The 24,891-nt window shown below is 62.5% G+C and carries 21 protein-coding genes; 13 read left to right on the forward strand and 8 right to left on the reverse strand.

Going from position 1 to position 24,891, the window contains the following annotated elements; all coding sequences use genetic code 11:
• Nucleotides 1–155: 155 nt before the first annotated feature.
• Both J4721_RS10560 and J4721_RS10565 read right to left on the reverse strand, forming a co-directional pair.
• Nucleotides 156–1,478 (reverse strand): aspartate aminotransferase family protein, encoded by a 1,323-nt coding sequence (locus J4721_RS10560; protein WP_211002651.1) that lies wholly within the window; start codon nt 1,476–1,478, stop codon nt 156–158.
• The gene (locus J4721_RS10565) at nt 1,475–2,281 is read right to left on the reverse strand and encodes a 3-keto-5-aminohexanoate cleavage protein (protein WP_211002652.1); all 807 of its coding nucleotides are present in this window, start codon (nt 2,279–2,281) and stop codon (nt 1,475–1,477) included. The genes J4721_RS10560 and J4721_RS10565 overlap by 4 nt, the downstream gene beginning before the upstream one ends.
• Before the next feature lie 242 nt (nt 2,282–2,523).
• On the opposite strand from J4721_RS10565, the gene J4721_RS10570 reads away from it, so the two are divergent.
• On the forward strand, nt 2,524–3,921 hold the full coding sequence (locus tag J4721_RS10570) for an aspartate aminotransferase family protein (protein WP_061049731.1): 1,398 nt from the start codon (nt 2,524–2,526) through the stop codon (nt 3,919–3,921).
• 113 nt (nt 3,922–4,034) lie between these two features.
• Nucleotides 4,035–4,616 carry a GNAT family N-acetyltransferase gene (locus J4721_RS10575; RefSeq protein ID WP_014875762.1) on the forward strand — a complete coding sequence of 194 codons (582 nt, stop codon included), beginning with the start codon at nt 4,035–4,037 and terminating at the stop codon, nt 4,614–4,616.
• A 119-nt stretch (nt 4,617–4,735) separates the two neighbouring features.
• Here J4721_RS10575 and J4721_RS10580 read toward each other — a convergent pair whose 3' ends face one another.
• Together J4721_RS10580 and J4721_RS10585 are read right to left on the reverse strand one after the other, a co-directional pair.
• The gene (locus tag J4721_RS10580; protein WP_014875763.1) at nt 4,736–5,764 is read right to left on the reverse strand and encodes a permease; all 1,029 of its coding nucleotides are present in this window, start codon (nt 5,762–5,764) and stop codon (nt 4,736–4,738) included.
• Nucleotides 5,757–6,074 (reverse strand): helix-turn-helix transcriptional regulator, encoded by a 318-nt coding sequence (locus J4721_RS10585; RefSeq protein ID WP_014875764.1) that lies wholly within the window; start codon nt 6,072–6,074, stop codon nt 5,757–5,759. The genes J4721_RS10580 and J4721_RS10585 overlap by 8 nt, the downstream gene beginning before the upstream one ends.
• A gap of 251 nt (nt 6,075–6,325) precedes the next feature.
• On the opposite strand from J4721_RS10585, the gene J4721_RS10590 reads away from it, so the two are divergent.
• From J4721_RS10590 to J4721_RS10605, 4 genes are all read left to right on the forward strand, one after another.
• Complete coding sequence (locus tag J4721_RS10590; protein ID WP_014881050.1) at nt 6,326–7,801, forward strand: PLP-dependent aminotransferase family protein; 1,476 nt, start codon at nt 6,326–6,328, stop codon at nt 7,799–7,801.
• A 193-nt stretch (nt 7,802–7,994) separates the two neighbouring features.
• On the forward strand, nt 7,995–9,770 hold the full coding sequence (xsc, locus tag J4721_RS10595) for a sulfoacetaldehyde acetyltransferase (protein ID WP_211002653.1): 1,776 nt from the start codon (nt 7,995–7,997) through the stop codon (nt 9,768–9,770).
• A 5-nt stretch (nt 9,771–9,775) separates the two neighbouring features.
• Nucleotides 9,776–10,522 (forward strand): TSUP family transporter, encoded by a 747-nt coding sequence (locus J4721_RS10600; protein ID WP_211002654.1) that lies wholly within the window; start codon nt 9,776–9,778, stop codon nt 10,520–10,522.
• Nucleotides 10,519–11,679: an acetate/propionate family kinase gene (locus J4721_RS10605; RefSeq protein ID WP_102873583.1), complete on the forward strand. Its 1,161-nt coding sequence runs from the start codon at nt 10,519–10,521 to the stop codon at nt 11,677–11,679. The genes J4721_RS10600 and J4721_RS10605 overlap by 4 nt, the downstream gene beginning before the upstream one ends.
• A 37-nt stretch (nt 11,680–11,716) precedes the next feature.
• Here the strand turns inward: J4721_RS10605 and J4721_RS10610 are convergent, their stop codons facing one another.
• Complete coding sequence (locus J4721_RS10610; RefSeq protein WP_102873582.1) at nt 11,717–12,568, reverse strand: phosphate acyltransferase; 852 nt, start codon at nt 12,566–12,568, stop codon at nt 11,717–11,719.
• Between the two features lie 32 nt (nt 12,569–12,600).
• Here J4721_RS10610 and J4721_RS10615 point away from each other — a divergent pair, with 32 nt between their 5' ends.
• From J4721_RS10615 to sigJ, 6 genes are all read left to right on the forward strand, one after another.
• A complete protein-coding gene (locus J4721_RS10615; protein ID WP_211002655.1) occupies nt 12,601–13,734 on the forward strand; it encodes a citrate synthase in 1,134 nt (377 codons plus the stop codon).
• Between the two features lie 76 nt (nt 13,735–13,810).
• Nucleotides 13,811–16,651, forward strand: a complete 2,841-nt coding sequence (locus J4721_RS10620) for a molybdopterin oxidoreductase family protein (RefSeq protein ID WP_211002656.1) — start codon at nt 13,811–13,813, stop codon at nt 16,649–16,651.
• A 79-nt stretch (nt 16,652–16,730) separates the two neighbouring features.
• Nucleotides 16,731–17,525, forward strand: coding sequence for a 4Fe-4S dicluster domain-containing protein (locus tag J4721_RS10625; RefSeq protein WP_211002657.1), 795 nt, complete (start codon nt 16,731–16,733; stop codon nt 17,523–17,525).
• Entirely contained in the window at nt 17,525–18,412 is an 888-nt protein-coding gene (locus J4721_RS10630; protein WP_211002658.1) for a DmsC/YnfH family molybdoenzyme membrane anchor subunit, read from the forward strand. The genes J4721_RS10625 and J4721_RS10630 overlap by 1 nt, the downstream gene beginning before the upstream one ends.
• A 148-nt stretch (nt 18,413–18,560) precedes the next feature.
• Nucleotides 18,561–19,034, forward strand: a complete 474-nt coding sequence (locus tag J4721_RS10635; protein ID WP_014875774.1) for a carboxymuconolactone decarboxylase family protein — start codon at nt 18,561–18,563, stop codon at nt 19,032–19,034.
• Nucleotides 19,031–19,912, forward strand: coding sequence for an RNA polymerase sigma factor SigJ (gene sigJ / locus J4721_RS10640; protein WP_211002659.1), 882 nt, complete (start codon nt 19,031–19,033; stop codon nt 19,910–19,912). Before J4721_RS10635 ends, sigJ begins: the two co-directional genes overlap by 4 nt.
• Before the next feature lie 370 nt (nt 19,913–20,282).
• Here sigJ and dapA read toward each other — a convergent pair whose 3' ends face one another.
• Nucleotides 20,283–21,155 carry a 4-hydroxy-tetrahydrodipicolinate synthase gene (gene dapA, locus J4721_RS10645; protein ID WP_211002660.1) on the reverse strand — a complete coding sequence of 291 codons (873 nt, stop codon included), beginning with the start codon at nt 21,153–21,155 and terminating at the stop codon, nt 20,283–20,285.
• Nucleotides 21,156–21,296: 141 nt separating this feature from the next.
• On the opposite strand from dapA, the gene J4721_RS10650 reads away from it, so the two are divergent.
• A complete protein-coding gene (locus tag J4721_RS10650) occupies nt 21,297–23,255 on the forward strand; it encodes a lytic transglycosylase domain-containing protein (RefSeq protein ID WP_211002661.1) in 1,959 nt (652 codons plus the stop codon).
• Here the strand turns inward: J4721_RS10650 and J4721_RS10655 are convergent.
• Together J4721_RS10655 and mnmD are read right to left on the reverse strand one after the other, a co-directional pair.
• Complete coding sequence (locus J4721_RS10655; protein ID WP_211002662.1) at nt 23,229–24,146, reverse strand: DMT family transporter; 918 nt, start codon at nt 24,144–24,146, stop codon at nt 23,229–23,231. The two genes, J4721_RS10650 and J4721_RS10655, sit on opposite strands and share 27 nt — an antisense overlap.
• The gene (mnmD, locus tag J4721_RS10660; RefSeq protein ID WP_211002663.1) at nt 24,143–24,841 is read right to left on the reverse strand and encodes a tRNA (5-methylaminomethyl-2-thiouridine)(34)-methyltransferase MnmD; all 699 of its coding nucleotides are present in this window, start codon (nt 24,839–24,841) and stop codon (nt 24,143–24,145) included. The genes J4721_RS10655 and mnmD overlap by 4 nt, the downstream gene beginning before the upstream one ends.
• Nucleotides 24,842–24,891 lie beyond the last annotated feature (50 nt).

Here is a 24,891-nt window from a genome sequence, read left to right on the forward strand (position 1 = left end):
ATTCACTCATTTACTGCATAATTAAGTCAGTGCGCAAATATAATGACCCCAAATATACACCAAAAACCGATCAAAATCCCATGCACCGGGCTGCATCCCCATGGTTTGATCGGCCAGTCCGCGAATCTCTTGAGACCGCCCCAGTACCAAGTGGCTCAGGGCAACACCTGATCCAAGGCAACCTCCAGCTTGTCGGTGATCTCGCCAATCTGATCCTCACTCAGGATAAAGGGTGGCGCGAGCAGGATATGATCACCGTTGCGCCCATCCCGCGTGCCCGCCATAGGGTAGCAGATCAACCCGGCCTCGAACGCGGCCTTTTTCAACTTGCCCGCAATGCCTAGGCCGGGATCAAAGGGCCTCTTGCTCTCCCGATCTGCCACCAGCTCGATCCCCCGGAACAACCCACGCCCACGCAGATCGCCCACATGCGGATGCTGGCCAAAGCGCGCGACCAGCGCCGCGTGCAACGTCCCGCCCATCTCTGCACTGCGCTGCACCAGCCCGCGATCCAGCAGCGCCCGCACCACTGCCAGCCCCGCCGCCGTTGCCACCGGGTGGCCGATATAGGTGTGGCCATGCTGGAAAAAACCGCTTCCGCCCTCAATGGCGTCATAGATCTGACGGCTGCACAGCATCGCGCCAATCGGCTGATAGCCAGCGCCCAGCCCCTTGGCGATACAGAGGATATCCGGCGCGACACCATCCGCCTCGCAGGCAAACAGATGCCCGGTGCGCCCCATGCCACACATCACCTCATCCAGAATGAGCAACACGCCATATTGGTCGCAGATTTCGCGAATGCGTTTGAAATACCCCTCAACGGCCGGCACCGCGCCGGATGTCGCCCCCACCACAGGCTCGGCCATAAAGGCCATGACCGTTTCTGGTCCAAGCCGCAGGATCTCCGCCTCCAACTCATTGGCGACGCGCTGACCATAGTCATAGCGGCTCTCGCCCTCGCCCCGATCGACATATTCATAGCAGGGCGCGATATGCGAAATATCGATCAGCAGCGGCGCAAACTGCTGGCGTCGCCATGCATTGCCGCCCGCCGCCAGCGCCCCCAGCGTATTGCCGTGATAGCTCTGCCTGCGCGCGATCACGTGACAGCGCGCGCTGTCGCCACGCTCCAGATGATACTGCCGCGCCAGCTTGATCGCGGCCTCGGTCGCCTCTGACCCGCCAGAGACGAAATAGACCCGGTTCAGATCCCCCGGCGCCTGTGAAATCAGCAGATCCGCCAGCGCCTCTGCCGGTTCCGACGTCATGAACCCGGTGTGGGCAAAGGCCAGCTTACCCACCTGCTCCTGTATGGCCGCAATCACCTCGGCATCGGAATGGCCCAGACAGGACACCGCCGCGCCGCCCGAGCCATCGAAATAGCGTTTGCCATTGGCATCAATCAGGTAGCAGCCGTCCCCTGCAACGGCGGTGGGCAGAACGGCCTTGGTGTGGCGGGGGAAAACATGGCTCATAACTGGGTTCCTTGATCGCTAAAAACAGACATCATGTGCGGGCGATGCCCCGCCGCGCGGGCCAATGCGACAAAAGCCGCGACAGAGGCCGCGTTGTCAGGATACTCTGATCCATCTGCAGCCTGGGTATTGTTTTCAAACCCGATCCGCAGCCGCCCGCCGGCCTCAAGCCCTGCCAGCAGGCAGGCGTGCTCCTCTTGGCCAAAGGCGCAGAGCCCCCAGTCCAGATCCAGATCCGCAGTTGCCGCCAGAAACGGGCGCAGCCCCGCCGGATGGGCCAGACGCGGCGGCGCGTAGCGTCCCAGAACGAATATCGTTGACCGCATCGCTGCGGGAATCCGCCCCGCAGCATAGCCCGCCCGCAGCTGGGCCACACAGTTCAGGTCATAAAGGATATGCTGCACTTGTGTCCCGGCCTCGGCGCAGATCGCATAGGCCCGCGCCGCCAGATCCGCATCGCGTGCCAGCTCCCGCACCGAGATCGAGGCCGCCGTCGGACGCAGCGCCTCCAGACAGGCCAGCTGATCGGCCACGTCAAAAACCCCGGCGCTCTCGGTGGTGATCTGGATCGCCATGCCCGGCGCGGCCTCGGCCACCGCGGCCATCGCCGCGCGGTAGCGTCCCGCATCCAGAGAATGCCCGCCGTCCCGGTCGCGCACATGCAGATGCAGCGCATCCGCCCCGGCCCGCTGGCAGGTCGCCGCCGTCGCAGCAATCTCCGCCGTGCGCAACGGCAGCCCTGCATGATCCGCCTGCCGCCGCCGCGCCCCATTGGGGGCCACCATCAGATGATATGTCGTCAACGCTTCGCTCCGCCTGTGTCACTGCACCGATCTGGCGCATAACGACGCACGTTCTCAATCCGGCAAATCCAGAACAAATGTTTTTTAGCAAGATCATCCGCCAGCTCCGCGTCTGGAGCTAAATTGCGCCGGCAACTGGACCTAGAGCAAAACGTAAATATAGCGTTTCGTAGATACAGGGCGAGTCTGACCAGACAATCCATGGCAGACCGCATTTTCGAACAACTTGGAAAGGGCATGTCATGGATGGCACGTTCAATGAAAACGACCTGAGCCGGGTCATCGCCGCAGACAAGGCCAACGTCTGGCATCACCTGATCCAGCACAAGCCTTTTGAAGAAAACGACCCCCGCATCATCGTCGAGGGCAAGGGCATGCGGGTCTGGGACCAGAACGGCAAGGAATGGCTCGATGCCGTTTCCGGCGGTGTCTGGACCGTCAACGTCGGCTATGGCCGCGAGGAAATCGCCAAGGCGGTCTATGACCAGCTGATGAAACTCTGCTATTTCGCCCAGTCGGCAGGGTCCATCCCCGGTGCCCTGTTCGCAGAGAAGCTGATTGAGAAGATGCCGGGCATGAGCCGGGTCTACTACAACAACTCCGGTTCTGAGGCGAATGAGAAAGCCTTCAAGATGGTGCGCCAGATTGCGCATAAGAAATACGGCGGCAAGAAAACCAAGATCCTCTATCGCGACCGCGACTACCACGGCTCCACCCTCGCGGCGATGTCCGCAGGCGGTCAGGAAGAGCGCAACATGCAATACGGCCCCTTCGCGCCCGATTTCGTGAAGGTTCCCCACTGCATGGAGTACCGCAAGCACGAGCTGGGTCTGGAGCATCTCTCCGGCAAGGAGTTCGGCATTGCAGCGGCCAACCAGATCGAAGAGATCATCCTGCGCGAAGGCCCCGACACCGTTGGCGCACTCTGCCTTGAACCGGTGACCGCAGGCGGCGGCGTCATTGAGGCGCCCGAAGGCTACTGGCCGCGCGTGCAGGAGATCTGCAAACAGTATGACATCCTCTTGCACATCGACGAAGTGGTCTGTGGCGTTGGCCGCACCGGCACCTGGTTCGGCTATCAGCACTACGGTATTCAGCCTGATTTCGTGACCATGGCCAAAGGTGTGGCCTCCGGCTATGCGGCGATTGCCTGCCTTGTCACCACCGAAGCGGTCTTTGACATGTTCAAGGATGACGCCAGCGATCCGCTGAACTACTTCCGCGACATCTCCACCTTCGGCGGCTGTACCGCTGGCCCTGCGGCCGCGCTGGTCAATATGCAGATCATCGAGGATGAGAACCTGCTCGACAACTGCACCGCCATGGGCGCGCGGATGAAGGCCAACCTTGAGGCGCTGATGGAGAAACATCAGGTCATCGGCGATGTCCGTGGCAAAGGTCTGTTCCTCGGCGCCGAACTGGTCGCGGATCGCGAGACCAAGGAACCGGTGGACGAGAAACTGGCACAGGCGGTTGTGGCTGAATGTGGCAATCAGAACGTCATCATCGGTGTGACCAACCGCTCCATTCCGGGCAAAAACAACACCCTGTGCTTCAGCCCCGCACTGATCGTCACGCCAGAAGATGTGGACAAGATCACCGACGCGGTGGATGTGGCCCTGACCAAGGTCTTTGGCTGATATCTCCAGATCGGGCCATCTGGCCTGATCGAAAAGTTAAAAGGTGGCCCTTTGAACCGGGCCACCTTTCTTGCACCTCTGGATTGGATATTTCAGATCAAAGGTGCGCAACCATGTGGGCTTCTCCGCTCCCCCTGACGGGCAAAACCGTCTCCCTCACCCCGCTTCTGCCCGACCACGCCAGCGATCTGGCAGAGGCTGCCGCCGACGGCGACCTGCACCGGCTGTGGTACACGACAGTGCCCGCGCCGCAGGATATCGGAACCGAAATCAGTCGCCGCCTTGACCTGCAAGACAGCGGCAGCATGGCCCCCTTCGCCATTCTCGACAGCACCGGGCGTGCGGTCGGCATGACCACCTATATGAACATTGACGCCGCAAACCGCAGGCTGGAAATCGGCTCCACCTGGTATCGCACATCGGTGCAGCGCAGCGGCATCAACACCGAATGCAAATTCCTGCTGCTGAGCCACGCCTTTGAGACCCTTGATGCCATCGCGGTGGAGTTCCGCACCCATCGTCTCAACCGCCAAAGTCGGGCCGCCATCGAACGGCTCGGCGCGCAGTTGGACGGTATCTTGCGTGCTCATATGATATTGGCCAATGGCACCCAGCGTGACACGGCGGTCTATTCGATCACCGCCGCCGAATGGCCAACGATCCGCGCCCACCTGCTACATCTGCAGGGCAGATGACGGCCACCTCAAAACGCGCTGCGCCGCGCAGATGCGCGGCGCTTGGCCCAACGGGCGCAGGGACATCTCTGATTGCCCTGCAACGGGCGGGAGCCGTGCCCCCGCTCATTGCGCAGTTGTTAAACCATCTGAAACAGGATCCCAGACAGGATCGCGCCGGTGATCCCCAAGGCCAGATAGGTGGCAAAGACCTGCGGTTTCACCAGTGACCAAACCGCCGCCATCGCCGGGATTGAGCTGACCGCCCCGGCCACCATAAACGCCATGGCAGCCCCCGCGCTCATCCCCTGCTCCATCAGCCCCGCCAGCAAAGGCGGCGCCACATAGGAGTTGAGATAGGCAGGCATCCCCACCAGCGCCGCAGTGGCAATCGGCAGAATCCCCTCCCCACCAACCAAAGTGGCAATGAGATCCGCAGGCACATAGGACACCAACAGCGCCTCCAGCACATAGGCCAACGTCAACCATTTCACCAGAAACAGGCCATTGCTGATGAATTCCTGCCGAAACTGACTGCGCCGCGCAGGTTCCCGCCAAAAGGCCCAGACCGGCGCCTCGGCCTTCGGCGCTCCACAACCACAGCAGCCTGAGGTCGGCGCCTGCCTCAGCGGGCTGGCAAAGGCCCCCGCGCCCCGCAATGCCTTGATGGCAAAGCCACCAAACAGGCCAAGCGCCACCGCAGCCACCGCCTTGGCAATGGCAAAGGGCCAGCCCAGAGCGCCCGCCGTGATCAGCAGCGTCGGCGGGTCGATCAGGGGCGAAGCCAGCCAGAACGCCATCACCGCAGAAAGCGGCGCGCCCAGCGCCAGAAGCCCCGCAATGAACGGAATCACCTCGCAGGAACAAAACGGTGCCAGCCCGCCAAAGACCGCCGCGAGAAAGATCATCCGCACTTCGCGCCCTTCAAAGGCCCGCGCCACCATCACCTCGGCCCCCGTCGCCTTCAGGTAGGACAACAGCAGTACCGCAAACAGAATGTAACGACCGGTATGCAGCAACGCCGCCCCGGCGAACCGGATGACCTCTGCCAGATTGCCGGGATCCAGCACAGCCACCGCCAGCAGGATCGCTACACACAGCGCCCATGGCGTTTTAATCCCCCGCGCAATCAGCGTCACCGGACGCAGGTTTTGTGTCAGCTCAGCCATCGTTCGCCACCTCCCGGACAGAGACATCATCCGCGCAGCACTCGCTGAGGATAAACTCCGCCATTTGCTTCAACTGGGCATAATCTGCCGTGTTATAGGTGCTGCGCCCTTCCTTGCGCTGCAGGATCAGCCCCGCGCTTGCCAGCAGTTTCAGATGATGGGCCAATGTGGACGGTGCAATGCCCGTGCGGGCCTGAATATCCTGCACCATCAACCCGCCTTCGCCCGCGCGCACCAGACAGCGCAACACCGCCAGCCGCGCCTCCGATCCCATCGCCGCAAATCCACCCGCTGCATGTTCCCATTCCATAACGCACCTCTTGGCCTCGTCCTGGCCTCAAATTATTCGATATAACTAGTTTTATCGTTTTAATGGTGAGACGCAAGACACATCTGGTGCAGGGGATCAAAACGGCAAATGAGCATATTCGTCTTGCCACCCCGCTTGATAGGGTGGAACCGGCCTGCGCCACCGGTCTCAAGCCAGTACACGGCACAGATTCCCACAAACTGGCACTAAGTCCAGATTGCACCCCATTTATGTCCAGCCTACAGTGATTCATGGCTATCTCTGTCGACACCTTCTTTCTCAACCCCGATGCGCACGGCACTCTGCAGGCGCAGATCCAGGAAATGATTGCGGAGGGCATTCTCTCCGGGCGCCTGCGCGTGGGGGAGAAACTGCCCTCCTCGCGCAAGCTGGCCGCGCATCTGGGCATCAGTCGCATCACCGTGACGCTGGCCTATACAGAGCTTCTGGCCAATGATTACCTGATCTCCAAGGGGCGGTCCGGGTATTATGTCTCCGAGAATGCCCCTGTGCCGCCCAGCTACGCGCCCTCGCAGAAATCTGCGGATACGGTGGATTGGTCCTCGGCCATCGTCGGCAATTACTGCGGCGGCGACACCCCCCGTAAACCGCAGGACTGGCGCGATTACCGCTATCCCTTCATCTACGGGCAGGCGGATGCCTCGCTGTTTGATCATGCCAACTGGCGGCTCTGCGCGCTGCGGGCGCTGGGACAGAAGGATTTTGCCGCGCTCACCAATGATTACTTCGATCAGGACGATCCGCTCCTGGTGGAATATATCGCCCGCCACACCCTGCCCCGCCGCGGTATTTCTGCCCGGCCAGAGGAAATCCTGATCACGCTTGGCGCCCAGAACGCGCTCTGGCTGGTGACCCAGTTGCTGCTGGGACCGGGACGCAAGGCCGCGCTGGAGGATCCGACCTATTATACCCTGCGCGATCAGCTGGTCTATCGCGGCTGCGAGATCGACTGCCTGCCTGTAGATCATGACGGGCTGCCGCCTGACACCATCCGGGATGACACCGATGTCATCTTCACCACCCCCAGCCACCAAAGCCCGACCACAGCGACCATGCCCATGGCCCGGCGCAAGCAGCTTCTGGAACGCGCCCGCGAGATCGACGCGGTGATTGTCGAAGACGATTATGAGTTTGAAATGTCCTTCCTCGGCGCGCCCTCCCCCGCGCTGAAATCGCTCGATGCGGATGGGCGGGTGGTCTATGTCGGCAGCTTTTCCAAATCGCTCTTTCCCGGCCTTCGCCTTGGCTATCTGGTGGGGTCCGAACCCTTCATCCGGCAGGCCCGCGCCCTGCGCGCCAATGTGCTGCGCCACCCGCCCGGCCATGTGCAGCGCACCGTGGCCTATTTCCTGTCGCTGGGCCACTATGATGCCCAGATCCGCCGCATGGCCAAGGTACTGCACGATCGCCGCTGCGTGATCGAAGACGCGGTGACCCATCACGGGCTCAGCGTCGCGGGGGTTGGGGTCTACGGTGGCTCCTCCCTGTGGATGCGCGCCGATGAAGGTGTGGATACCGCTGCGGTCGCCCAGTCGCTGAAGGCAACGAGCGTCCTGATCGAACCCGGCGCGCCTTTCTTCGCGGCGGAACACCGCAAACAGAACTATTACCGCTTGGGGTACTCTTCGATCCCGTCCAACCGGATCGCGCCCGGGCTGGCCCTCATCGCAGAGGCCCTGCGCCCCAGCCGTGCAAAGGCTGGCTAGCCAGCCACAGCTGCGGTTCGCCCGCCTCACGGCCGCCTGCTTAACGCTGCACCGCAGCAATCAGCACCCCGTTGCATACTGGTACTAAGCCGGGGCGGGAACTGGCCCTAACCCGGGTCTGCCCGGCGGAATACACCAGATTCATCCCGGCCTTTGTGCCGGCCCTTTTGGCGTCTCATCAGGAGAATACGCGATGAAAATGACCACCGAGGAAGCATTTGTAAAAACACTGCAAATGCATGGCATCCAACATGCGTTTGGCATCATCGGCTCGGCCATGATGCCGATTTCCGACATCTTCCCCGAAGCGGGGATCACCTTCTGGGATTGCGCCCATGAAGGCTCCGGCGGCATGATGGCCGATGGTTACACCCGCGCCACCGGCAAGATGTCGATGATGATCGCGCAGAACGGCCCCGGCATCACCAACTTCGTCACCGCCGTGAAAACCGCCTATTGGAATCACACCCCGCTGCTGCTGGTCACCCCGCAAGCCGCAAACAAGACCATTGGTCAGGGCGGTTTCCAGGAAATGGAACAGATGCGCATGTTCGCCGACTGCGTGGCCTATCAGGAAGAGGTCCGCGACCCCTCCCGCGTCGCCGAGGTTCTGAACCGTGTGATCATGAACGCAAAACGTGCGTCAGCCCCGGCGCAGTTGAACATTCCGCGTGACATGTGGACCCAGGTCATCGACATCGAACTGCCCGCCATCGTCGAATTCGAACGCCCCTCCGGTGGCGAAACCGCCGTCAGTGACGCGGCAAAGCTGCTGTCTGAAGCCAAGAACCCCGTGATCCTGAACGGCGCTGGTGTGGTTCTCTCCAAAGGCGGCATCGCAGCCTCTCAGGAACTGGCCGAACGTCTGGATGCCCCGGTCTGCGTGGGCTATCAGCACAATGACGCCTTCCCCGGCAACCACCCGCTGTTTGCAGGTCCGCTGGGCTACAACGGCTCCAAGGCCGGGATGGAGCTGATCAAGGACGCCGACGTCGTCCTCTGCCTCGGCACCCGTCTGAACCCGTTCTCCACCCTGCCGGGTTACGGCATGGAATACTGGCCGGCCAACGCCAAGATCATTCAGGTGGATATCAACCCCGATCGCATCGGCCTGACTAAGAAAGTCTCCGTCGGCATCATCGGCGACGCGGCCAAAGTGGCCTCCGGGATCCTCTCTCAGCTGAGCGACAGCGCAGGCGATGCAGGCCGCGAGGAGCGCAAGAATCGCATCTCGGAAACCAAATCCCGCTGGGCGCAGCAGCTGACTGAAATGACCCACGAGGACGACGATCCGGGCACCACCTGGAACCAGCGCGCCCGTGCCGACAAACCCGAATGGATGAGCCCGCGCATGGCGTGGCGCGCCATCCAGCAGGCCCTCCCCCGTGAGGCGATCATCTCCTCTGACATCGGCAACAACTGCGCCATCGGCAACGCTTACCCGTCCTTCGACGAGGGGCGCAAATACCTCGCCCCCGGCCTCTTTGGTCCCTGTGGCTATGGTCTGCCCGCCATTGTCGGCGCGAAGATCGGTTGCCCTGAGACCCCTGTCGTGGGTTTCTCCGGTGACGGCGCCTTCGGCATCGCCGTGACCGAGCTGACCGCGATTGGCCGCGGTGAATGGCCCGCGATCACCCATATCGTGTTCCGCAACTACCAGTGGGGCGCGGAGAAGCGGAACTCCACCCTGTGGTTTGACGACAACTTTGTTGGCACCGAACTGGACGAGCAGGTCTCCTATGCAGGCATCGCCAAGGCCTGTGGCCTCAACGGCGTCGTCGCCCGCACCATGGATGAGCTGACCTCGGCGCTGGCGCAGGCCATCGAAGATCAGAAAAACGGCAAGACCACCCTGATCGAAGCCATGATCAATCAGGAGCTGGGGGAACCGTTCCGCCGTGACGCCATGAAGAAGCCGGTCCGCGTGGCAGGCATCGACAAGGCCGACATGCGCGAACAGCAGGTCTGACGCCTATGCCCCTGCCTTTTGATCTCTCAATGGGCGCGGGCGCCTTTCTGGCCGCCGCATTGTTTGCGGCGGCCTTTATCCGCGGATACTCCGGCTTCGGGTTCTCCGCGATCTTCATCATTCTCGCCGCTCTGGTCACCAATCCGCTGCCGCTGATCCCTGTGGTTTTTGCATGCGAGATTGCGATGACCGCCTTTCAGGCGCGCGGCATCCGCCCCCATATCGATTGGCGCAGATCCTTCGCTCTGCTGGCAGGTGCCGCCGTTGCGACCCTGCCCGCCGTGGCCGTGATGGCCCGCCTTGGCCCGGATCAGGCGCGGCTGGTAATCTCGGTGCTGATCTTTGTGCTCAGCCTGCTTTTGCTCAGCGGTTGGAGCCTCGCGCGGCCCATTGGCACCGCCGGTCATGTCGCTGTAGGCATGGCCTCCGGCATGGCCAATAGCGCCGGCGTCGGCGGTCTGCCCGCCGCCGCCTTCATGACCGCGCAGCCGATCCCGCCTGCGGTGTTCCGCGCCACGATGATCGTGTTTCTCACCGGTATCGACCTGATGGCCCTGCCGGTGATGTCCGCCCATGGGCTGACCGGACCGGACACGCTTTGGGGTGTGATCCTTGCCTTTCCGATCCTTGGCGCAGGCGTCTGGATTGGTTCACGCGGCTTTGCCCTCGCCGCGCCGCATCTGTTTCGCCGCTATGTCGTCACGCTGATGGCAGGCCTTGCCGCCCTCAATATCGCGAAGGTTGCGCTATGAGCCCCCGATCCGCCGGCAATATCCTGGTCCTCAACGCAGGCTCCTCCTCGATCAAATTCGCGATCTTCGACGCCGACCTCAATCAGCGGCTCGCCGGTCTGGCCGAGGGGATCGGCACGCCGCAATCGCGCCTGCGCATCGCAGACACCAGCCGCGACAGCCAGTTCCCCACCCACGCCGAAGCACTCGCCGCGATCCTCGCAGCGCTGCCCGACCACGGGCTTGACCCGACACAGCTGGCAGCCGTGGGTCACAGGGTCGTGCATGGCGGGCGCAAACTGACCAAGCCGGTGCGGATCACCCACGAGATCCGGGCGGAAATTGCCGACTGCACCCCGCTTGCCCCGCTGCACAACCCCCATAGCCTCGCCGCAATTGACACGATGGCTGCCACCGCCCCCGATCTGCCGCAGTTTGCCAGCTTTGACACATCGTTTCACGCCACCAACCCAGAGGTCGCAACCCGCTATGCGATCCCCCGCGTGGAAGAGACCAAGGGCATCCGCCGCTACGGGTTTCACGGGCTGTCCTACGCCTCGCTGGTGCGGCGCCTGCCGGAAATTTCCGGCGCCGCCCTGCCCTCGCGCCTGCTGGCGTTTCACCTCGGCAATGGCGCGTCGCTCTGTGCGATCCGCAATGGCCAGTCCATTGCCACCACCATGGGTTATTCACCCCTGGATGGCCTGACCATGGGCACGCGGTCGGGCGGGATCGACGCCAACGCGGTGCTGCGCCTGGTCGAGGACAACGGCCTCGACCGCACCAAGGCGATCCTGAACAACGAAAGCGGCCTGCTTGGCCTGTCGGGCGGCAAATCCGACATGCGCAACCTGATGCTCGATCCAAGTGCTGACAGCGCCTTTGCCATCGAACATTTCTGCTATTGGAGCCTGCGTCACGCGGGCAGTCTGATTGCCGCAATGGAGGGGCTGGATGCCATCGCCTTCACCGGCGGCATCGGTGAAAACGCGGTGGGTGTGCGCGCCCGCATCCTGCGCGGTCTGGAATGGATCGGCGCGCGGATGGATGTCGATGCCAACCACGCCCGCAAATCGCGCCTGCATGCGGGCAGCTCCAAGGTGGCGATCTGGGTGATCGAGGCCGAGGAAGAACGCCAGATCGCCATGGACGCCCAGACCCTGATGGCGACGCCATGATCACCGCCCCCGCCCTCCTGTCCGGCCCGGCGTCAGATCAGATCTGCGCCACCGTCAGCACAGTCGCCGCCACGATATCCTCGACCGAGGCGCCCCGGCTCAGATCACAGACCGGCTTGGCAAAGCCTTGCAAGAACGGCCCCAGCGCCTGCGCACCACCCAATTCCTGGCAGAGCTTGTACCCGATATTGCCCGCATCCAGCGTCGGGAAAATCAGCACGTTGGCCTCAACCGGCGCGATTCCCTTCTTCTCCGCAATCGCGGGATTGAGCGCCGCATCCGCCTGCACCGGGCCTGCAAAACCGCTGACCTCTGCCGCCGCGCGCACCAACGCCACACTGTCGCCATCGCCTGAGGTACCGGTGGAAAACGACAGCATCGCAACCCGCGCAGCCCCCAACAGCGCCTCGGCGGAACGCGCAGAGGCCCGCGCGATATCCGCCAGTTGCGCAGCATCCGGCGCGACATTTACCGCGCAATCCGCAAACACCAATTCGCGCCCATCGGGAAAGATCATCAGGAAAAACGACGAGGCGGTGCTGACCCCTGCATCCAGCCCGATGCCGATGCTGGCCGCCTCAATCACCCGGCGCGTGGGCACATCCGCGCCCGCCACCATCGCATCCGCCTCTCCCGCAGCCACCATAGCCGCCGCGCGGTACAGGGGTTTGGAAAGCATCCGCTTCGCAATGCCTTCCTTCATGCCGCGCGCCGCAACCAACACCTCCACATGCGCCGCAGATATCGGCGCCAAAGGCACCGCCTCCACCAGCCCCTCGCGGGTCAGCTGGTCGACGGCGGCTGCCACTCTGGGGTCGTCCATTTCGGGGAACACCACCCGCGCCCTACGGTTGCGGGCCTGCGCATACGCCTTTTCAAGTACAGTCATTTTGATCTCCCTTGCGGGGAAAGGAGCCAGCAATGAGCGATAACGTCAAGATCAACCGCGGCCTCAAGGGGATCTACTTCGAACGCTCCGGGGTTTCCGACATTGATGGCGCCAAGGGAGAGCTGAGCTATCGCGGCTATTCGATTCACGATCTGGCCACCCACTCCACCTTCGAGGAAGTCTGCTACCTGCTGATCCGCGGCGAGCTGCCGACCGCAGACCAACTCGCAGAGTTTGACGCCGCATTGAAAACCGCACGCGTGTTGCCGGCACCGGTGCTCGATATCATCCGCGCCACCAAGGATGGCCATCCCATGGACGTGCTGCGCACCGCTGTCTCGGCGCTTGCGGCACTGGAACCGAACAGCCAGCAGGTCGGCGAAGACGCTTTTGTCGCCAATGGAATCCGGCTGATCTCGCAGGTGCCAATCATCATCGCCGCCCATGACGCGATCCGAAATGACCGCGAAGTTGTGGCCCCGGACATGGATCTCAGCCATGCGGGCAACTGGCTGTGGATGCTGAAGGGCGAGAAACCCACACCCGAGGCGACCCGGCTGGCGGATGTGGATTTCATCCTGCACGCCGAACATGGCGCCAATGCCTCCAGCTTTGCCGCGCGCGTCACCATCGGGACAGAGACCAATCTGCACGGCGGGATCGTCACCGCGCTCTCTACCCTTGCAGGTCCGGCCCATGGCGGCGCTGCCGAGGACGTGATGAAAATGGTGCATGACATAGGCACCCCCGACAAAGCCGCCGCCTACGTGAAGGCCAAGCGCGCCGCCAAGGAGGCCGTCACCGGATTTGGCCACCGCGTCTACCGCAAGGAAGACCCCCGCGCGCGGCACATGCGGGAAGGCGTGCGCCAGCTGGGCGCGGAAATGGGGGCACCGGAATGGTACGAAATCCTGCAAGCCGTGGTTGAGGCGATGCAGCCCTACGCGCGCCATGGTCTCAACGTGAATGTCGATTTCTACTCCGGCGTGATCTACCAATTGCATGGCATCGCGATGGATCTCTACGTGCCGATCTTTGCCATCGGGCGGATGCCCGGCTGGATCATCCAGTGCATCGAACAGCAGCGCGGCAATATCCTGATCCGCCCGCTGACCCTTTACAACGGGCCGGAACCCCGCGCCTATATTCCGATAAATACGCGCTGATCCCACGCACTCCGCGCCACACCAAATAACGCCGCCCGGCCCATGCAGGCCCGGCGCATCATCAAACAGGGACACCATGGCACATACCCAGCCCCAGCTAGACACCTCGCCGCCCGTATCGGACGAGATCCGCCAGACCACCTGCTACATGTGCGCCTGCCGCTGCGGCATCAACGTCCACATGAAAACGGATGAGGATGGCCAGAAGAAAGTCGCCTATATCGAAGGCAACCGCGACCACCCGGTGAACAAGGGCGTGCTCTGTGCCAAAGGCTCCGCCGGCATTATGCAGCACAACGCCCCCTCGCGTCTGCGCGCGCCGATGAAACGCGTTGGCCCGCGCGGTTCCGGCAAGTTTGAGGAAATCTCCTGGGACGAGGCGCTGGATATCGCTGCAGGCTGGCTGGAACCGATCCGCGAGGATAACCCCGAAAAGCTCGCGTTTTTCACCGGCCGCGACCAGTCCCAGAGCTTCACCAGCTTCTGGGCGCAGAACTTCGGCACCTGCAACTATGCAGCCCATGGCGGCTTCTGCTCGGTCAATATGGCCACCGCCGGCATCTACACCATGGGCGGCGCGTTCTGGGAATTCGGCCAGCCCGACTGGGATCATACCAAGCTGTTCATGCTGTTCGGCGTTGCCGAGGATCACGACAGCAACCCGATCAAGATGGGCATCGGCAAGATCAAGGCGCGTGGCGCGCGGGTCATCGGGGTAAACCCGATCCGCTCCGGCTATAATGCCGTGGCTGACGACTGGGTCGGCATCACGCCGGGCACCGACGGGCTGTTCATCCTGGCGCTGGTGCATGTGCTGATGAAGGCTGGCAAGATCGACCTCGACTACCTCGGCCAGTTCACCAATGCGCCGGTGCTGGTCAATCAGGATCCCGACAGTCCCGACTATGGCCTGTTCCTGCGCGACGATCACGGCGCGCCCCTGGTCATCAACCGCACCACCGGCAAGCTGGCGCCTTTTGACATGCGCGGCGTGCGCCCTGATCTGGGCGGCTCGTTTGAACTCAATGGCATCACCCATGTGTCGGTGTTCCAGCTGATGGCCCAGCGCTATCTCAGCGACGACTACGCCCCCGAAGCCGTGGCTGAGCGTTGCGGCGTCTCCGCCAAGCGCATCCGTGCCATCGCCGCCGAACTGGCCCGCGTCGCCTTTGACGAGGCGTTTGAGCTGGATCAGGAATGGACTGATTTCCGCGGCGAGACCCACAAAACCATGAAAGGCCGCCCGGTCGCCATGCACTCCATGCGCGGCGTCTCGGCCCATGCCAACGGGTTCCAGACCTGCCGCGCGCTGCATGTGCTGCAGATCCTGCTGGGCACGGTGGAGGCCCCCGGCGGCTTCCGCTTCAAGCCGCCCTACCCCAAACCGGTAGAGGCGCATCCCGCGCCCCATTGCCGCGTCACCCCGAACAAACCACTGGATGGCCCGCATCTGGGCTTTGTCCACGGGCCGGAACATCTGGCGCTGAAAACCGACGGCAGCCCGGCCCGCATCGACAAGGCCTTTACCTGGGAAAACCCAATGTCCAGCCACGGGCTGATGCATATGGTGATTTCCAACGCCCATGCCGGCGATCCCTACAAGATCGACACGCTGTTCATGTATATGGCGAATATGTCGTGGAACTCCTCGATGAACACGCGCGGCGTGATGGAGATGCTGACCGACACCGATGACAACGGCGACTATGTGATCCCCCGGATCATCTATTCGGACGCCTATTCGTCGGAGATGGTGGCCTATGCCGATCTGATCCTGCCCGACACCACCTATCTGGAACGCCACGACTGCATCTCACTGCTGGACCGCCCCATCTGCGAAGCCGACGGCGCAGCGGATGCGATCCGCTGGCCTGTGGTCGAACCCGACCGCGATGTGCGGGGTTTCCAGACCGTGCTGGTGCAGCTTGCCAATAAGATGAAGCTGCCCGGCTTCACCCATGAAGACGGCACCGCCAAATGGCAGGACTATGCCGATTATATCGTGAACCACGAACGCAAGCCGGGCATCGGCCCGCTGGCTGGCTTTCGCGGAGAAAATGGCGACAAGGTTGGCCGGGGCGAGGTGAATCCCGAACAGCTGAACAAATACATCGAAAACGGCGGTTTCTTCGTCGAACATATCCCGGCGGAGGCGAGCTATTTCAAACCCTGGAACATGGCCTATCAGGACTGGGCGGTGAACCTCGGTCTGTTCGACAGCCCGCAGCCCTACCTGTTCCAGCTCTATGTCGAACCGCTGCGTAAATTCCAGCTGGCCGCCGAAGGCCACGGCGAACGTCAGCCGCCCGACCATCTGCGCGACCGCATTCGCCAGACCATGGACCCGCTGCCGATCTGGTACGAGACTGACCAGCAGGGCAACGAAGGCTTCACCGTCAACGCCCTCACCCAACGTCCGATGGCGATGTATCACTCCTGGGGCACGCAGAACGCCTGGCTGCGCCAGATCCACGGCCGCAACCCGCTTTATGTGCCGACCAAACTGATGCGCGAAAACGGCCTCAACGATGGCGACTGGGCCAAGGTCACCTCGCCCCATGGCGAAATCACCGTTCCGGTGATGGAGATGGCTGCGCTCAATGAAAACACCGTCTGGACCTGGAACGCCATCGGCAAACGCAAGGGCGCCTGGGCGCTGGAGGAAAACGCCCCCGAAGCCACCAAGGGCTTCTTGCTGAACCATCTGATCCACGAATTGCTGCCGCCCAAGGGCGACGGCCTCCGCTGGGCCAACTCCGACCCGATCACCGGTCAGGCCGCATGGTTCGACCTTAAGGTCATAATCGAGAAAGCCGCCGCGCCGGAAGATCTGAGCGAGAGCCAACCCGCGGTCCCTGCACAAACCTCACCCGTGGGCACCGGCCCCAAAGACCTGACATGGAAGGTGGGCAAATGATCGACCCAATTTTCTTCGAGGAAAATTGCCAAGAAAATACCCGTCTTCTTGGTTCCGCAACTTGTACTGAGGGTATGCAATGACCGAGCTTCCCACCAGGACCGACCGCAAGATGGGTCTGGTCATTGACCTTGATACCTGCGTCGGCTGCCATGCCTGTGTGATCTCCTGCAAGGGCTGGAACACCGAAAACTATGGCGCGCCGCTCAGCGATCAGAATGCCTATGGCGCTGATCCCTCCGGCACCTTCCTTAACCGTGTGCACTCCTACGAGGTACAGCCCTCCCCCTGTGCCAGCCAGCCCAACCCGGCGGCCCAACTGGTGCATTTCCCGAAATCCTGCCTGCATTGCGAGGACGCTCCCTGCGTCACCGTCTGCCCCACCGGCGCCAGCTACAAGCGGGTGGAAGACGGCATCGTTCTGGTGAACGAGGACAACTGCATCGGCTGCGGTCTCTGTGCGTGGTCCTGCCCCTATGGCGCGCGCGAGTTGGATCTGGCCGAAGGTGTGATGAAGAAATGCACGCTCTGCGTCGACCGGATCTACAATGAGAACCTCGAAGAGGTGGACCGTGTGCCGTCTTGCGTGCGGACCTGCCCGGCAGGCGCGCGCCATTTTGGCGATCTGGGGGATCCCGACAGCGATGTCTCCAAACTGGTGGCCGCGCGCGGCGGCATGGATCTGATGCCGGAAATGGGCACCAAACCGGTGAACAAATACCTGCCGCCCCGCCCGAAGGACCAGATCGAGGACCAGATCGACATCCTCGCCCCGCTGCTGGCCCCCGTCGCCGAAGATCCCAAAGGGTTCCTTGGCTGGCTGGACAAGGCGCTTGATAAGCTTCCGGGACAAAAGTCAGGAGGGGCAAGCTGATGCATCCGGCACCATCCGTTATCATCTTCACCACCCTCTGCGGTCTCGGTTTTGGTCTTCTGGCCTTCCTTGGCCTCGGCAAGCCCGAAGTGACGGGCTGGGTGGCCTTTGTGTTTTATGCCCTCGCCTTTGGCTTTGCAGTGGGCGGGCTACTGGCCTCCACCTTTCACCTCGGCCGGCCGGAACGGGCCTGGCGCGCCTTCACCCAGTGGAAAACCAGCTGGCTCAGCCGTGAGGGCATCTGCGCAGTCGCAGCCCTCATCGTGATGGGGTTATTTGCCTTTGGCGCGGTGTTTCTGGACACCCATTGGTGGGTACTTGGCTGGATCGGCGCGGCGCTGTCGCTGGCGACGGTCTTTACCACTTCGATGATCTACACCCAGCTGAAGACCATCCCGCGCTGGAACATGTCCCTGACGCCGGTGATGTTCCTGTCCTTCAGCCTTGCGGGCGGATCACTGCTGGCGGGGGCTGAGGCGCTGGCGCCCTGGCTTCTGGCCATCGCAGGCTCGGTGCAGCTGGCCTATTGGGCCAAGGGCGATCAGGCTTTTGCCACCTCCGGCACCAATATGGGCACCGCCACTGGCCTTGGCGATCGCGGCACCGTGCGCGCGTTTGAGCCGCCGCACACCGGCTCCAACTATCTGTTGCGCGAATTCGTGCATGTGGTCGGGCGCAAACATGCGCAGAAACTGCGGGTGATCGCCTTCGCCCTTGGCTTTGCGCTGCCCTTGATCTGCCTGATCCTGCCGGTTGAGGGTCTGATGCTCAAACACCTGCTCGCAGGCGTTGCCGTGCTCCTGCATATCGCCGGTATTGCCGTCTCGCGCTGGCTGTTCTTTGCACAGGCCGAACATGTGGTCGGGCTTTATTACGGCAAGCGTTGATCACCACCAAAGACCACAATCAGGGCGCCCCAGCGGCGCCCTTTTCTCATTGAATGCACATTATTCTTCAAAAAAAACGCGCCGGTCATGTCACAAACCCGCCCGCTGCCTCGTCCTGTTTCTGAACCCATCAGAAAGGACCAAACCCATGACCCAACGTCTCGATTATTTCTCTGTCGCCGGTGATCTGTTCAAACCGATGCTGGAGCAGGAGAATCTGTTCAAGAACAGCACGCTGGAATTCAGCGTGGTGGAACTGGTGAAACTCCGCGCCTCCCAGATCAACGGCTGCGCCTTCTGCATTCATATGCACACCCATGAGATGCGCGCCCACGGTGAGAGTGAGGACCGGATGCATCTGCTGAACGCCTGGCGCGAATCTCCGCTCTACACGCCCCGCGAACGCGCCGCCCTGGCATGGTGCGAGGCGCTGACGCGGGTGGAGGCCACCGCCGCACCGGACGCCGATTATGACGCCATGGCAGACCTGTTTGAGCCGCGCGAACAGGTGCTGCTGACGCTGCTGATCGGCGCCATCAACAGCTGGAACCGCATTGCAATCGGCTTTCGCAGCGCCCACCCTGTGAGCGAGGACCAGACCACAGGGGCCAACGCGGCGTGACAGCACAGATGAAAGACACCGGAACCGATGCGTTCCTGACAGCGCGGCCGCGATTGTTTGCGGCCGCCTACCGGATGCTCGGCAGCGTGACGGACGCCGAGGATATCCTGCAAGATGCCTATCTGCGCTGGCAATCCGCACCGCAGGGCGAGGTTCTGGATACTATCGGCTATCTGATGCGTATCACCACGCGGCTGTGCCTTGATCAGCTGAAATCGGCCCGCAAACAGCGTGAGACCTATCCGGGGGAGTGGCTGCCGGAACCCGTGCTCACCGATGACGCCACCGAGCAGTTGGACCATGACGTCTCGGTTGCACTGCTCTTGGCGCTGGACGCGCTGTCGCCGCTCGAACGCGCGGCCTTTCTGTTGCATGACATCTTTGACAGCTCTTATGGCGATGTGGCCTCTGCGCTCAATCGCTCACCGGAGGCCTGCCGCCAGCTCGCCACCCGCGCGCGCCGCAAGGTGCAGGCACTGCGACCGGATCCCCCCAGCCGCCCCGATCACGGTGACGCGCTGACCGAGGCGTTCTTTCGCGCGTCCAAAACCGGGGACATGACCGCCCTCACCCGGTTGCTGAGTGACGATGTGCAGCTGATATCCGATGGCGGCGGCAAGGCGACTGCGGCGCTCAACCCGATCTACGGACGCGACAAGGTGCTGCGCCTTCTCGCCGGGCTTGCCCGCAAAGGCCATCACACAGCGCCAGATCAATGGCGCCTGTGCCAGCTCAATGGCCTGCCCGCCATTCTGAGCCGGGGCGAGGACGGCATTCTGCAAGCCACCTCGCTGGAGATTCGCGACGGCCGGATTGCCCGCATCTATGTGACTCGCAACCCGGATAAGACACGGCATCTGACATCCGTGCTGGGGTGACCCGCCGTTGCCAATGCGGCGCGCGCCCTGCTTACCGTTGATACATCTGGCGGCACTATCCTGTTCCGGATCGCGATCACCTCCGGGATTTACGCCCCCGGACACCATGGAAACCGGCCCTGTTGGCAGTTATGCCCTCAGGGTTCGTGCAAAACAGTTTGGCACCGGGGCAGTGACGCGTCCCGCAACTTCCAGCCTTTCCCGGGAACTTTCCTCGGGGCGGCGCCGCCTTTTTCATTTTCGACGGATCTGGCCCTGGCGATGTGACCCTAAACCGCCGGTTAGAGACAGAAGACAGCCAAAACGAAACAGACCGGAACGCATCAGCGTCCCGGTCCGAAAAACCATGTCCATGGTCGGTGTGCTGCGCTTACAGCAGGCCCGCGTGCGCCATGGCCGCGTCGATTGCGGCCTTGGTGCTGTCTTCCAGACCCGTCAGCGGCAGGCGCACCTCTTCGCTGCACAGACCCAGTTTCGACAGGCCATATTTTGCCCCAACCAGACCCGGTTCAATGAAAATCGCCTCATGCAGCGGCATCAGTTTGTCCTGATACTCCAGCGCCAATGCGTAATCACCGGCCAGCGTCGCCGCCTGGAATTCCGCGCAAAGCTTCGGCGCCACATTGGCCGTTACCGAAATACAGCCAACCCCGCCATGGGCGTTGAACCCCAGTGCGGTGGCATCCTCACCGGACAGCTGGATGAAATCCGCACCGCAGGACGCACGTTGCTGCGACACACGCGCGATATCGCCGGTTGCATCCTTCACACCGATGATGCGTTCCAGCTTGGCCAGTTCGCCCATGGTGGCCGGGGTCATGTCAATGACCGAGCGACCGGGGATGTTGTAAATCACAATCGGAATATCGGCGCAGTTATGCAGCTCGGTGAAATGCGCGATCAATCCGCGCTGAGTCGGCTTGTTGTAGTACGGCGTCACCACCAGCGCGGCATCAGCACCGACCTCGGCTGCGAATTGCACGAACCGCTTGCCCTCAACCGTGTTGTTGGAGCCCGCGCCGGCAATCACCGGCACCCGGCCTGCCGCGATCTTCACCACCTCGGCAATCACGGTTTCATGCTCTTCATGAGTCAGCGTCGGGCTTTCGCCGGTGGTGCCCACCGGGACCAGCGCAGTAGAGCCCTGATCAATATGCCACTCGACCAAACGTTTGAGCGTATCCAGATCCAGCTCGCCGTTGGAAAACGGGGTGACGAGGGCTGGCATAGAGCCTTTGAACATGGGCACGCTCCCTTTGCTGTTCGTGCGGGCGCAGAATTGCACCGGCTTGGGTGATGGACATGCCGGGGATTTGAGTTGATACCGGCAGGTCACGGATTATCGTCATTGGCTCTATCCCCGGAACGTTGGAAAATGCAAGAGATGACACGCATTCTGGCCCTTATTGCCCTTATTTCCGCCACTCTGAGCGGCACCGCTGCCATGGCCGTGGACCTAAGCCGCGCGCTTGAGCTGATGCGCTCGGAAAAATGGAGCGAGGCAGGTCGCAGCGCAGGCCACGAAGCCACCGTCGCCCGCGATGTCATTGAATGGCACCGCCTGCGCGCCGGGATGGGGTCGGCCTCCGATGTGATGGCGTTTCTGGCGCGGCGGTCGGACTGGCCGGGGCTGGCGCTGCTGCAGCGCAAGAATGAGCCGGAGATTGCCAGCGCAGGTCGCAAGACCATCCTTGCCTTTTACAGCGACACCCGGCCACAGACCGCCGAAGGCGCGCTGAGCTATGGCCGCGCGCTGATCGCAGCCGGGCAAAAAGGCGAAGGCGAGGCAGAGCTGGTGCTGGCCTGGCGGACCATGCCCATGGGGTCGGTCATTCAGGACGATTACCTGAAACATCACGCCAAACTTCTGGCGTCCCATCACGCAGCCCGGCTGGACCGGCTGCTGTGGGACGGTCACAAGGTCAGCGCGCGGCGGATGTTGCCGTTGGTCAGCACCGATCAGCGCAAGCTGGCAGAGGCCCGTCTGGCCCTGCAAGAGGTGGAACCGGGTGTGGATGGCAAAATCGCTGCCGTTCCCGACGCGCTGAAGGATGACGCGGGCCTTGCCTATGACCGCTTTGCCTGGCGCGACCGCAAGCGGCGGCAAGAGGATGCCATCACCCTGATGATGGATCGCAGCACTTCTGCCAAGAAACTGGGCGAGCCTGCCAAATGGCTGCGCCGCCGCCGGGATCTGGCGCGGCAGGATATGCGCGACGGCAACCACGAACGCGCCTATCAGCTGGCCGCGCATCACTTCGCGCCCGAGGATGCGGGCTATGGCTACTCCGATTGCGAATGGCTGGCAGGCTATATCGCCTTGCGCAAACTGCAGGACCCGGAACTGGCCGCCTATCACTTCGAACGCTTCCTCGCCTCCGTCGAAAGCCCAATCTCAATCGGACGCGGCGGCTATTGGCTGGGACAGGCCTATGGCGCCCATGGTGATATCGAGAAAGCCCATGCCGCCTATGCCAAGGCGGCGGATTATCAGACATCGTTCTACGGGTTGTTGGCGGCAGAGGTTCTGGGCCGTCCCTTTAATCCCGATCTGGTCACCCCGCCGCAGCTGCCCGACTGGCGCGCGGCCAGCTTCCTGAACTCCACCGTGGCAGAGGCCGGGCTGTTGCTGTTGCAGGCTGGCGATCTGCCCTTGGCGGAGCGCTTCCTCACCCATCTGGTTGAGGGGCTCAGCCCGGTTGAAGCCCGTCAGCTGGGCGAAATGGTCGTCAGCATGAACGAACCACATCTGGCGGTGATGATCGCCAAACGCGCCGCGCAGACCGGCGAAGAGCTGGAGGCCGCCTATTTCCCCCTGCATCCCGTCGCGCAAAAGGACCTGCCGATGGCCAAGGAAATGACCCTCGCCATTGCCCGCCGCGAGAGCGAATTCGACCCCATCGTGATCAGCCACGCCGGTGCGCGGGGACTGATGCAGGTGATGCCCGCCACCGCAAAACTGGTGGCATCCAACATGGGCATTCAGGCCAATCACACCACCACACGGCTGATTTCCGACTGGTCCTATAATGCGCTTCTGGGCAGCAATTACCTTGCGGATCTGGCGGGTGATTTTAACGGCAATGTGGTGATGATGGCAGCAGGTTATAACGCAGGCCCCCATCGCCCCAGGGCCTGGATGGAGCGCTACGGCGATCCGCGCGATGGCACGCCGGGGATTGTCGACTGGATCGAACACATCCCCTTCAACGAGACCCGCAACTACGTGATGCGGGTCACCGAGAGCCTGCCGGTCTATCGCGCCCGCCTTGGCAAACCGCCGCTGCCAGTGCCGTTCTCCAAGGAACTGGCCGGATCAACCCTTGACGCGTTCGCGCCATAGGGTGAACAGGCCGGCCGCCACGATGATGGTCGCACCGATGGCGACATTGGTGCGGATCACCTCGCCAAAGACAACCACCCCAAGCACCGCCGCCCAGATCAGGTGGAAATAGGCAAAGGGCTGCACCGCGCTGGCCTCAGCCATCTCATAGCATTTGATCAGCAGCCAATGCCCGGTCACACCAGTGAGGCACAGGATGCCCATCCACATCCAGTCGCCCTGGCTCATCGGCTCCCAGTACCAGATGCCGACAAGGGTCATCGCCACCATGCCTGCAACTCCGGTCCAGAAGAAACTGGTCGCCGTGCTATCGCGCCGCGCCGCATAGCGGGTGATCAGACCATAAAGCGCAAACATCAGCGCCGAAACGAACGGGATGATTGCCAGCGGATCAAAGACACCGACGCCCGGTTGCAGGATGATCAGCACGCCAATCAGCCCGACCGAAATTGCCGCCCACCGCCGCCAGCCGACCTTCTCGCCCAGCACTGGCCCGCTCAGGGCCGCCACCAACAGCGGATAGCAGATAAACACCGCCACACTTTCGACCAGCCCCAGCACGGTAAAGGCATAGACCGCAACGCAAATCTCCGCCACCAGCAGCACCCCGCGAAAGATCTGCAACCCCAGCTGATCGGTGCGGGCCGCGGCGCGAATGCCCCCCGGCGCGCGCGCTGCAAGCGCAATCACAAACAGCGCAAAGAACCAGTAACGCACCATGATCACCATGAAGGTGTTGTATTCCCCCGCCAGATGCCGCGAGATCCCGTCCTGCATCGCAAAGACAACTGTGGCCGCGATCATCAACAGAACGCCCGCCGAGACGTTGTTCGTTTGGGTCAACTGGGGTGGATGCGGCTCAAGTATTTTGGCGTCGGGGCGCATGGTCATCGCAATCGTGCCTTTGTCATATGCCGCTTGCGCCCGAAACCGGGCGTGCGGGTGACCTCGAACCCGGCAGCCTCCAACCCCCGGCGAACAAATCCCGCTGCGGTGTAGGTTGCCGCCGTGCCGCCAGCGCGGGTGTGCCCCGCGACAGCAGCGAGCAGATCATCCTGCCACAGCTCCGGGTTTTTGGCCGGTGAAAACCCGTCCAGAAACCATGCGTTTGCCGCCCCTGTCCAGTCTGGCAGCGACACGCGGGCGTCGCCGGTGATGACATTGACGCGCAAATTGCCCAGATCGCACTGACCTGCACCACGCCAGACCGCCAGAAACCGTTCGGCCCAAGGCGCCACCTCGGGAAAGGCCTCCAGCGCGCGCGCCATATCATCCGTGGCCATGGGGAAGGCCTCAAAACTGGTGAAATGCAGCACCGCTGCGGTGTCATGTTCGGCCTGCGCCATCTCCCAGGCCCGCCAGGCGGCCAGCAGGTTCAACCCAGTGCCAAACCCCAGTTCTGCAATATGAAAATCCTCGCCTGCCTCCACCGCAGCGGCAAAGCGGTCGGGCAGGTCATTGCCGCCCAGAAACACATGCTCCGTCTCGGCCAGCCCATCGTGGATTGAGAAATAGGGGTCGTCAAACTGATCGGATACCGGAATGCTGCCATCCCGCCAGCTGAGCCGCGCCTGCTGGTCTGCCATGCTATTATCCCCTAAGTGATGCGGTGGAACGGCGCGACACTGGCGAAAGG

Origin of the sequence: Phaeobacter sp. HS011 (assembly GCF_018101215.1) — a bacterium.
GTDB lineage: Bacteria > Pseudomonadota > Alphaproteobacteria > Rhodobacterales > Rhodobacteraceae > Phaeobacter > Phaeobacter inhibens.

What these genes read in the sequence shown, in the direction of transcription:
- J4721_RS10635 (WP_014875774.1), top strand. Translation starts at nt 18,561, where the DNA reads ATGACCCAACGTCTCGATTATTTCTCTGTCGCCGGTGATCTGTTCAAA.
- J4721_RS10580 (WP_014875763.1), bottom strand. Translation starts at nt 5,764, where the DNA reads ATGGCTGAGCTGACACAAAACCTGCGTCCGGTGACGCTGATTGCGCGG.
- J4721_RS10615 (WP_211002655.1), top strand. Translation starts at nt 12,601, where the DNA reads ATGAGCGATAACGTCAAGATCAACCGCGGCCTCAAGGGGATCTACTTC.
- J4721_RS10605 (WP_102873583.1), top strand. Translation starts at nt 10,519, where the DNA reads ATGAGCCCCCGATCCGCCGGCAATATCCTGGTCCTCAACGCAGGCTCC.
- xsc (WP_211002653.1), top strand. Translation starts at nt 7,995, where the DNA reads ATGAAAATGACCACCGAGGAAGCATTTGTAAAAACACTGCAAATGCAT.
- J4721_RS10600 (WP_211002654.1), top strand. Translation starts at nt 9,776, where the DNA reads ATGCCCCTGCCTTTTGATCTCTCAATGGGCGCGGGCGCCTTTCTGGCC.
- J4721_RS10590 (WP_014881050.1), top strand. Translation starts at nt 6,326, where the DNA reads ATGGCTATCTCTGTCGACACCTTCTTTCTCAACCCCGATGCGCACGGC.
- J4721_RS10650 (WP_211002661.1), top strand. Translation starts at nt 21,297, where the DNA reads ATGACACGCATTCTGGCCCTTATTGCCCTTATTTCCGCCACTCTGAGC.
- mnmD (WP_211002663.1), bottom strand. Translation starts at nt 24,841, where the DNA reads ATGGCAGACCAGCAGGCGCGGCTCAGCTGGCGGGATGGCAGCATTCCG.
- J4721_RS10630 (WP_211002658.1), top strand. Translation starts at nt 17,525, where the DNA reads ATGCATCCGGCACCATCCGTTATCATCTTCACCACCCTCTGCGGTCTC.
- dapA (WP_211002660.1), bottom strand. Translation starts at nt 21,155, where the DNA reads ATGTTCAAAGGCTCTATGCCAGCCCTCGTCACCCCGTTTTCCAACGGC.
- J4721_RS10620 (WP_211002656.1), top strand. Translation starts at nt 13,811, where the DNA reads ATGGCACATACCCAGCCCCAGCTAGACACCTCGCCGCCCGTATCGGAC.
- J4721_RS10570 (WP_061049731.1), top strand. Translation starts at nt 2,524, where the DNA reads ATGGATGGCACGTTCAATGAAAACGACCTGAGCCGGGTCATCGCCGCA.
- J4721_RS10560 (WP_211002651.1), bottom strand. Translation starts at nt 1,478, where the DNA reads ATGAGCCATGTTTTCCCCCGCCACACCAAGGCCGTTCTGCCCACCGCC.
- J4721_RS10610 (WP_102873582.1), bottom strand. Translation starts at nt 12,568, where the DNA reads ATGACTGTACTTGAAAAGGCGTATGCGCAGGCCCGCAACCGTAGGGCG.
- J4721_RS10575 (WP_014875762.1), top strand. Translation starts at nt 4,035, where the DNA reads ATGTGGGCTTCTCCGCTCCCCCTGACGGGCAAAACCGTCTCCCTCACC.
- J4721_RS10585 (WP_014875764.1), bottom strand. Translation starts at nt 6,074, where the DNA reads ATGGAATGGGAACATGCAGCGGGTGGATTTGCGGCGATGGGATCGGAG.
- J4721_RS10655 (WP_211002662.1), bottom strand. Translation starts at nt 24,146, where the DNA reads ATGACCATGCGCCCCGACGCCAAAATACTTGAGCCGCATCCACCCCAG.
- J4721_RS10625 (WP_211002657.1), top strand. Translation starts at nt 16,731, where the DNA reads ATGACCGAGCTTCCCACCAGGACCGACCGCAAGATGGGTCTGGTCATT.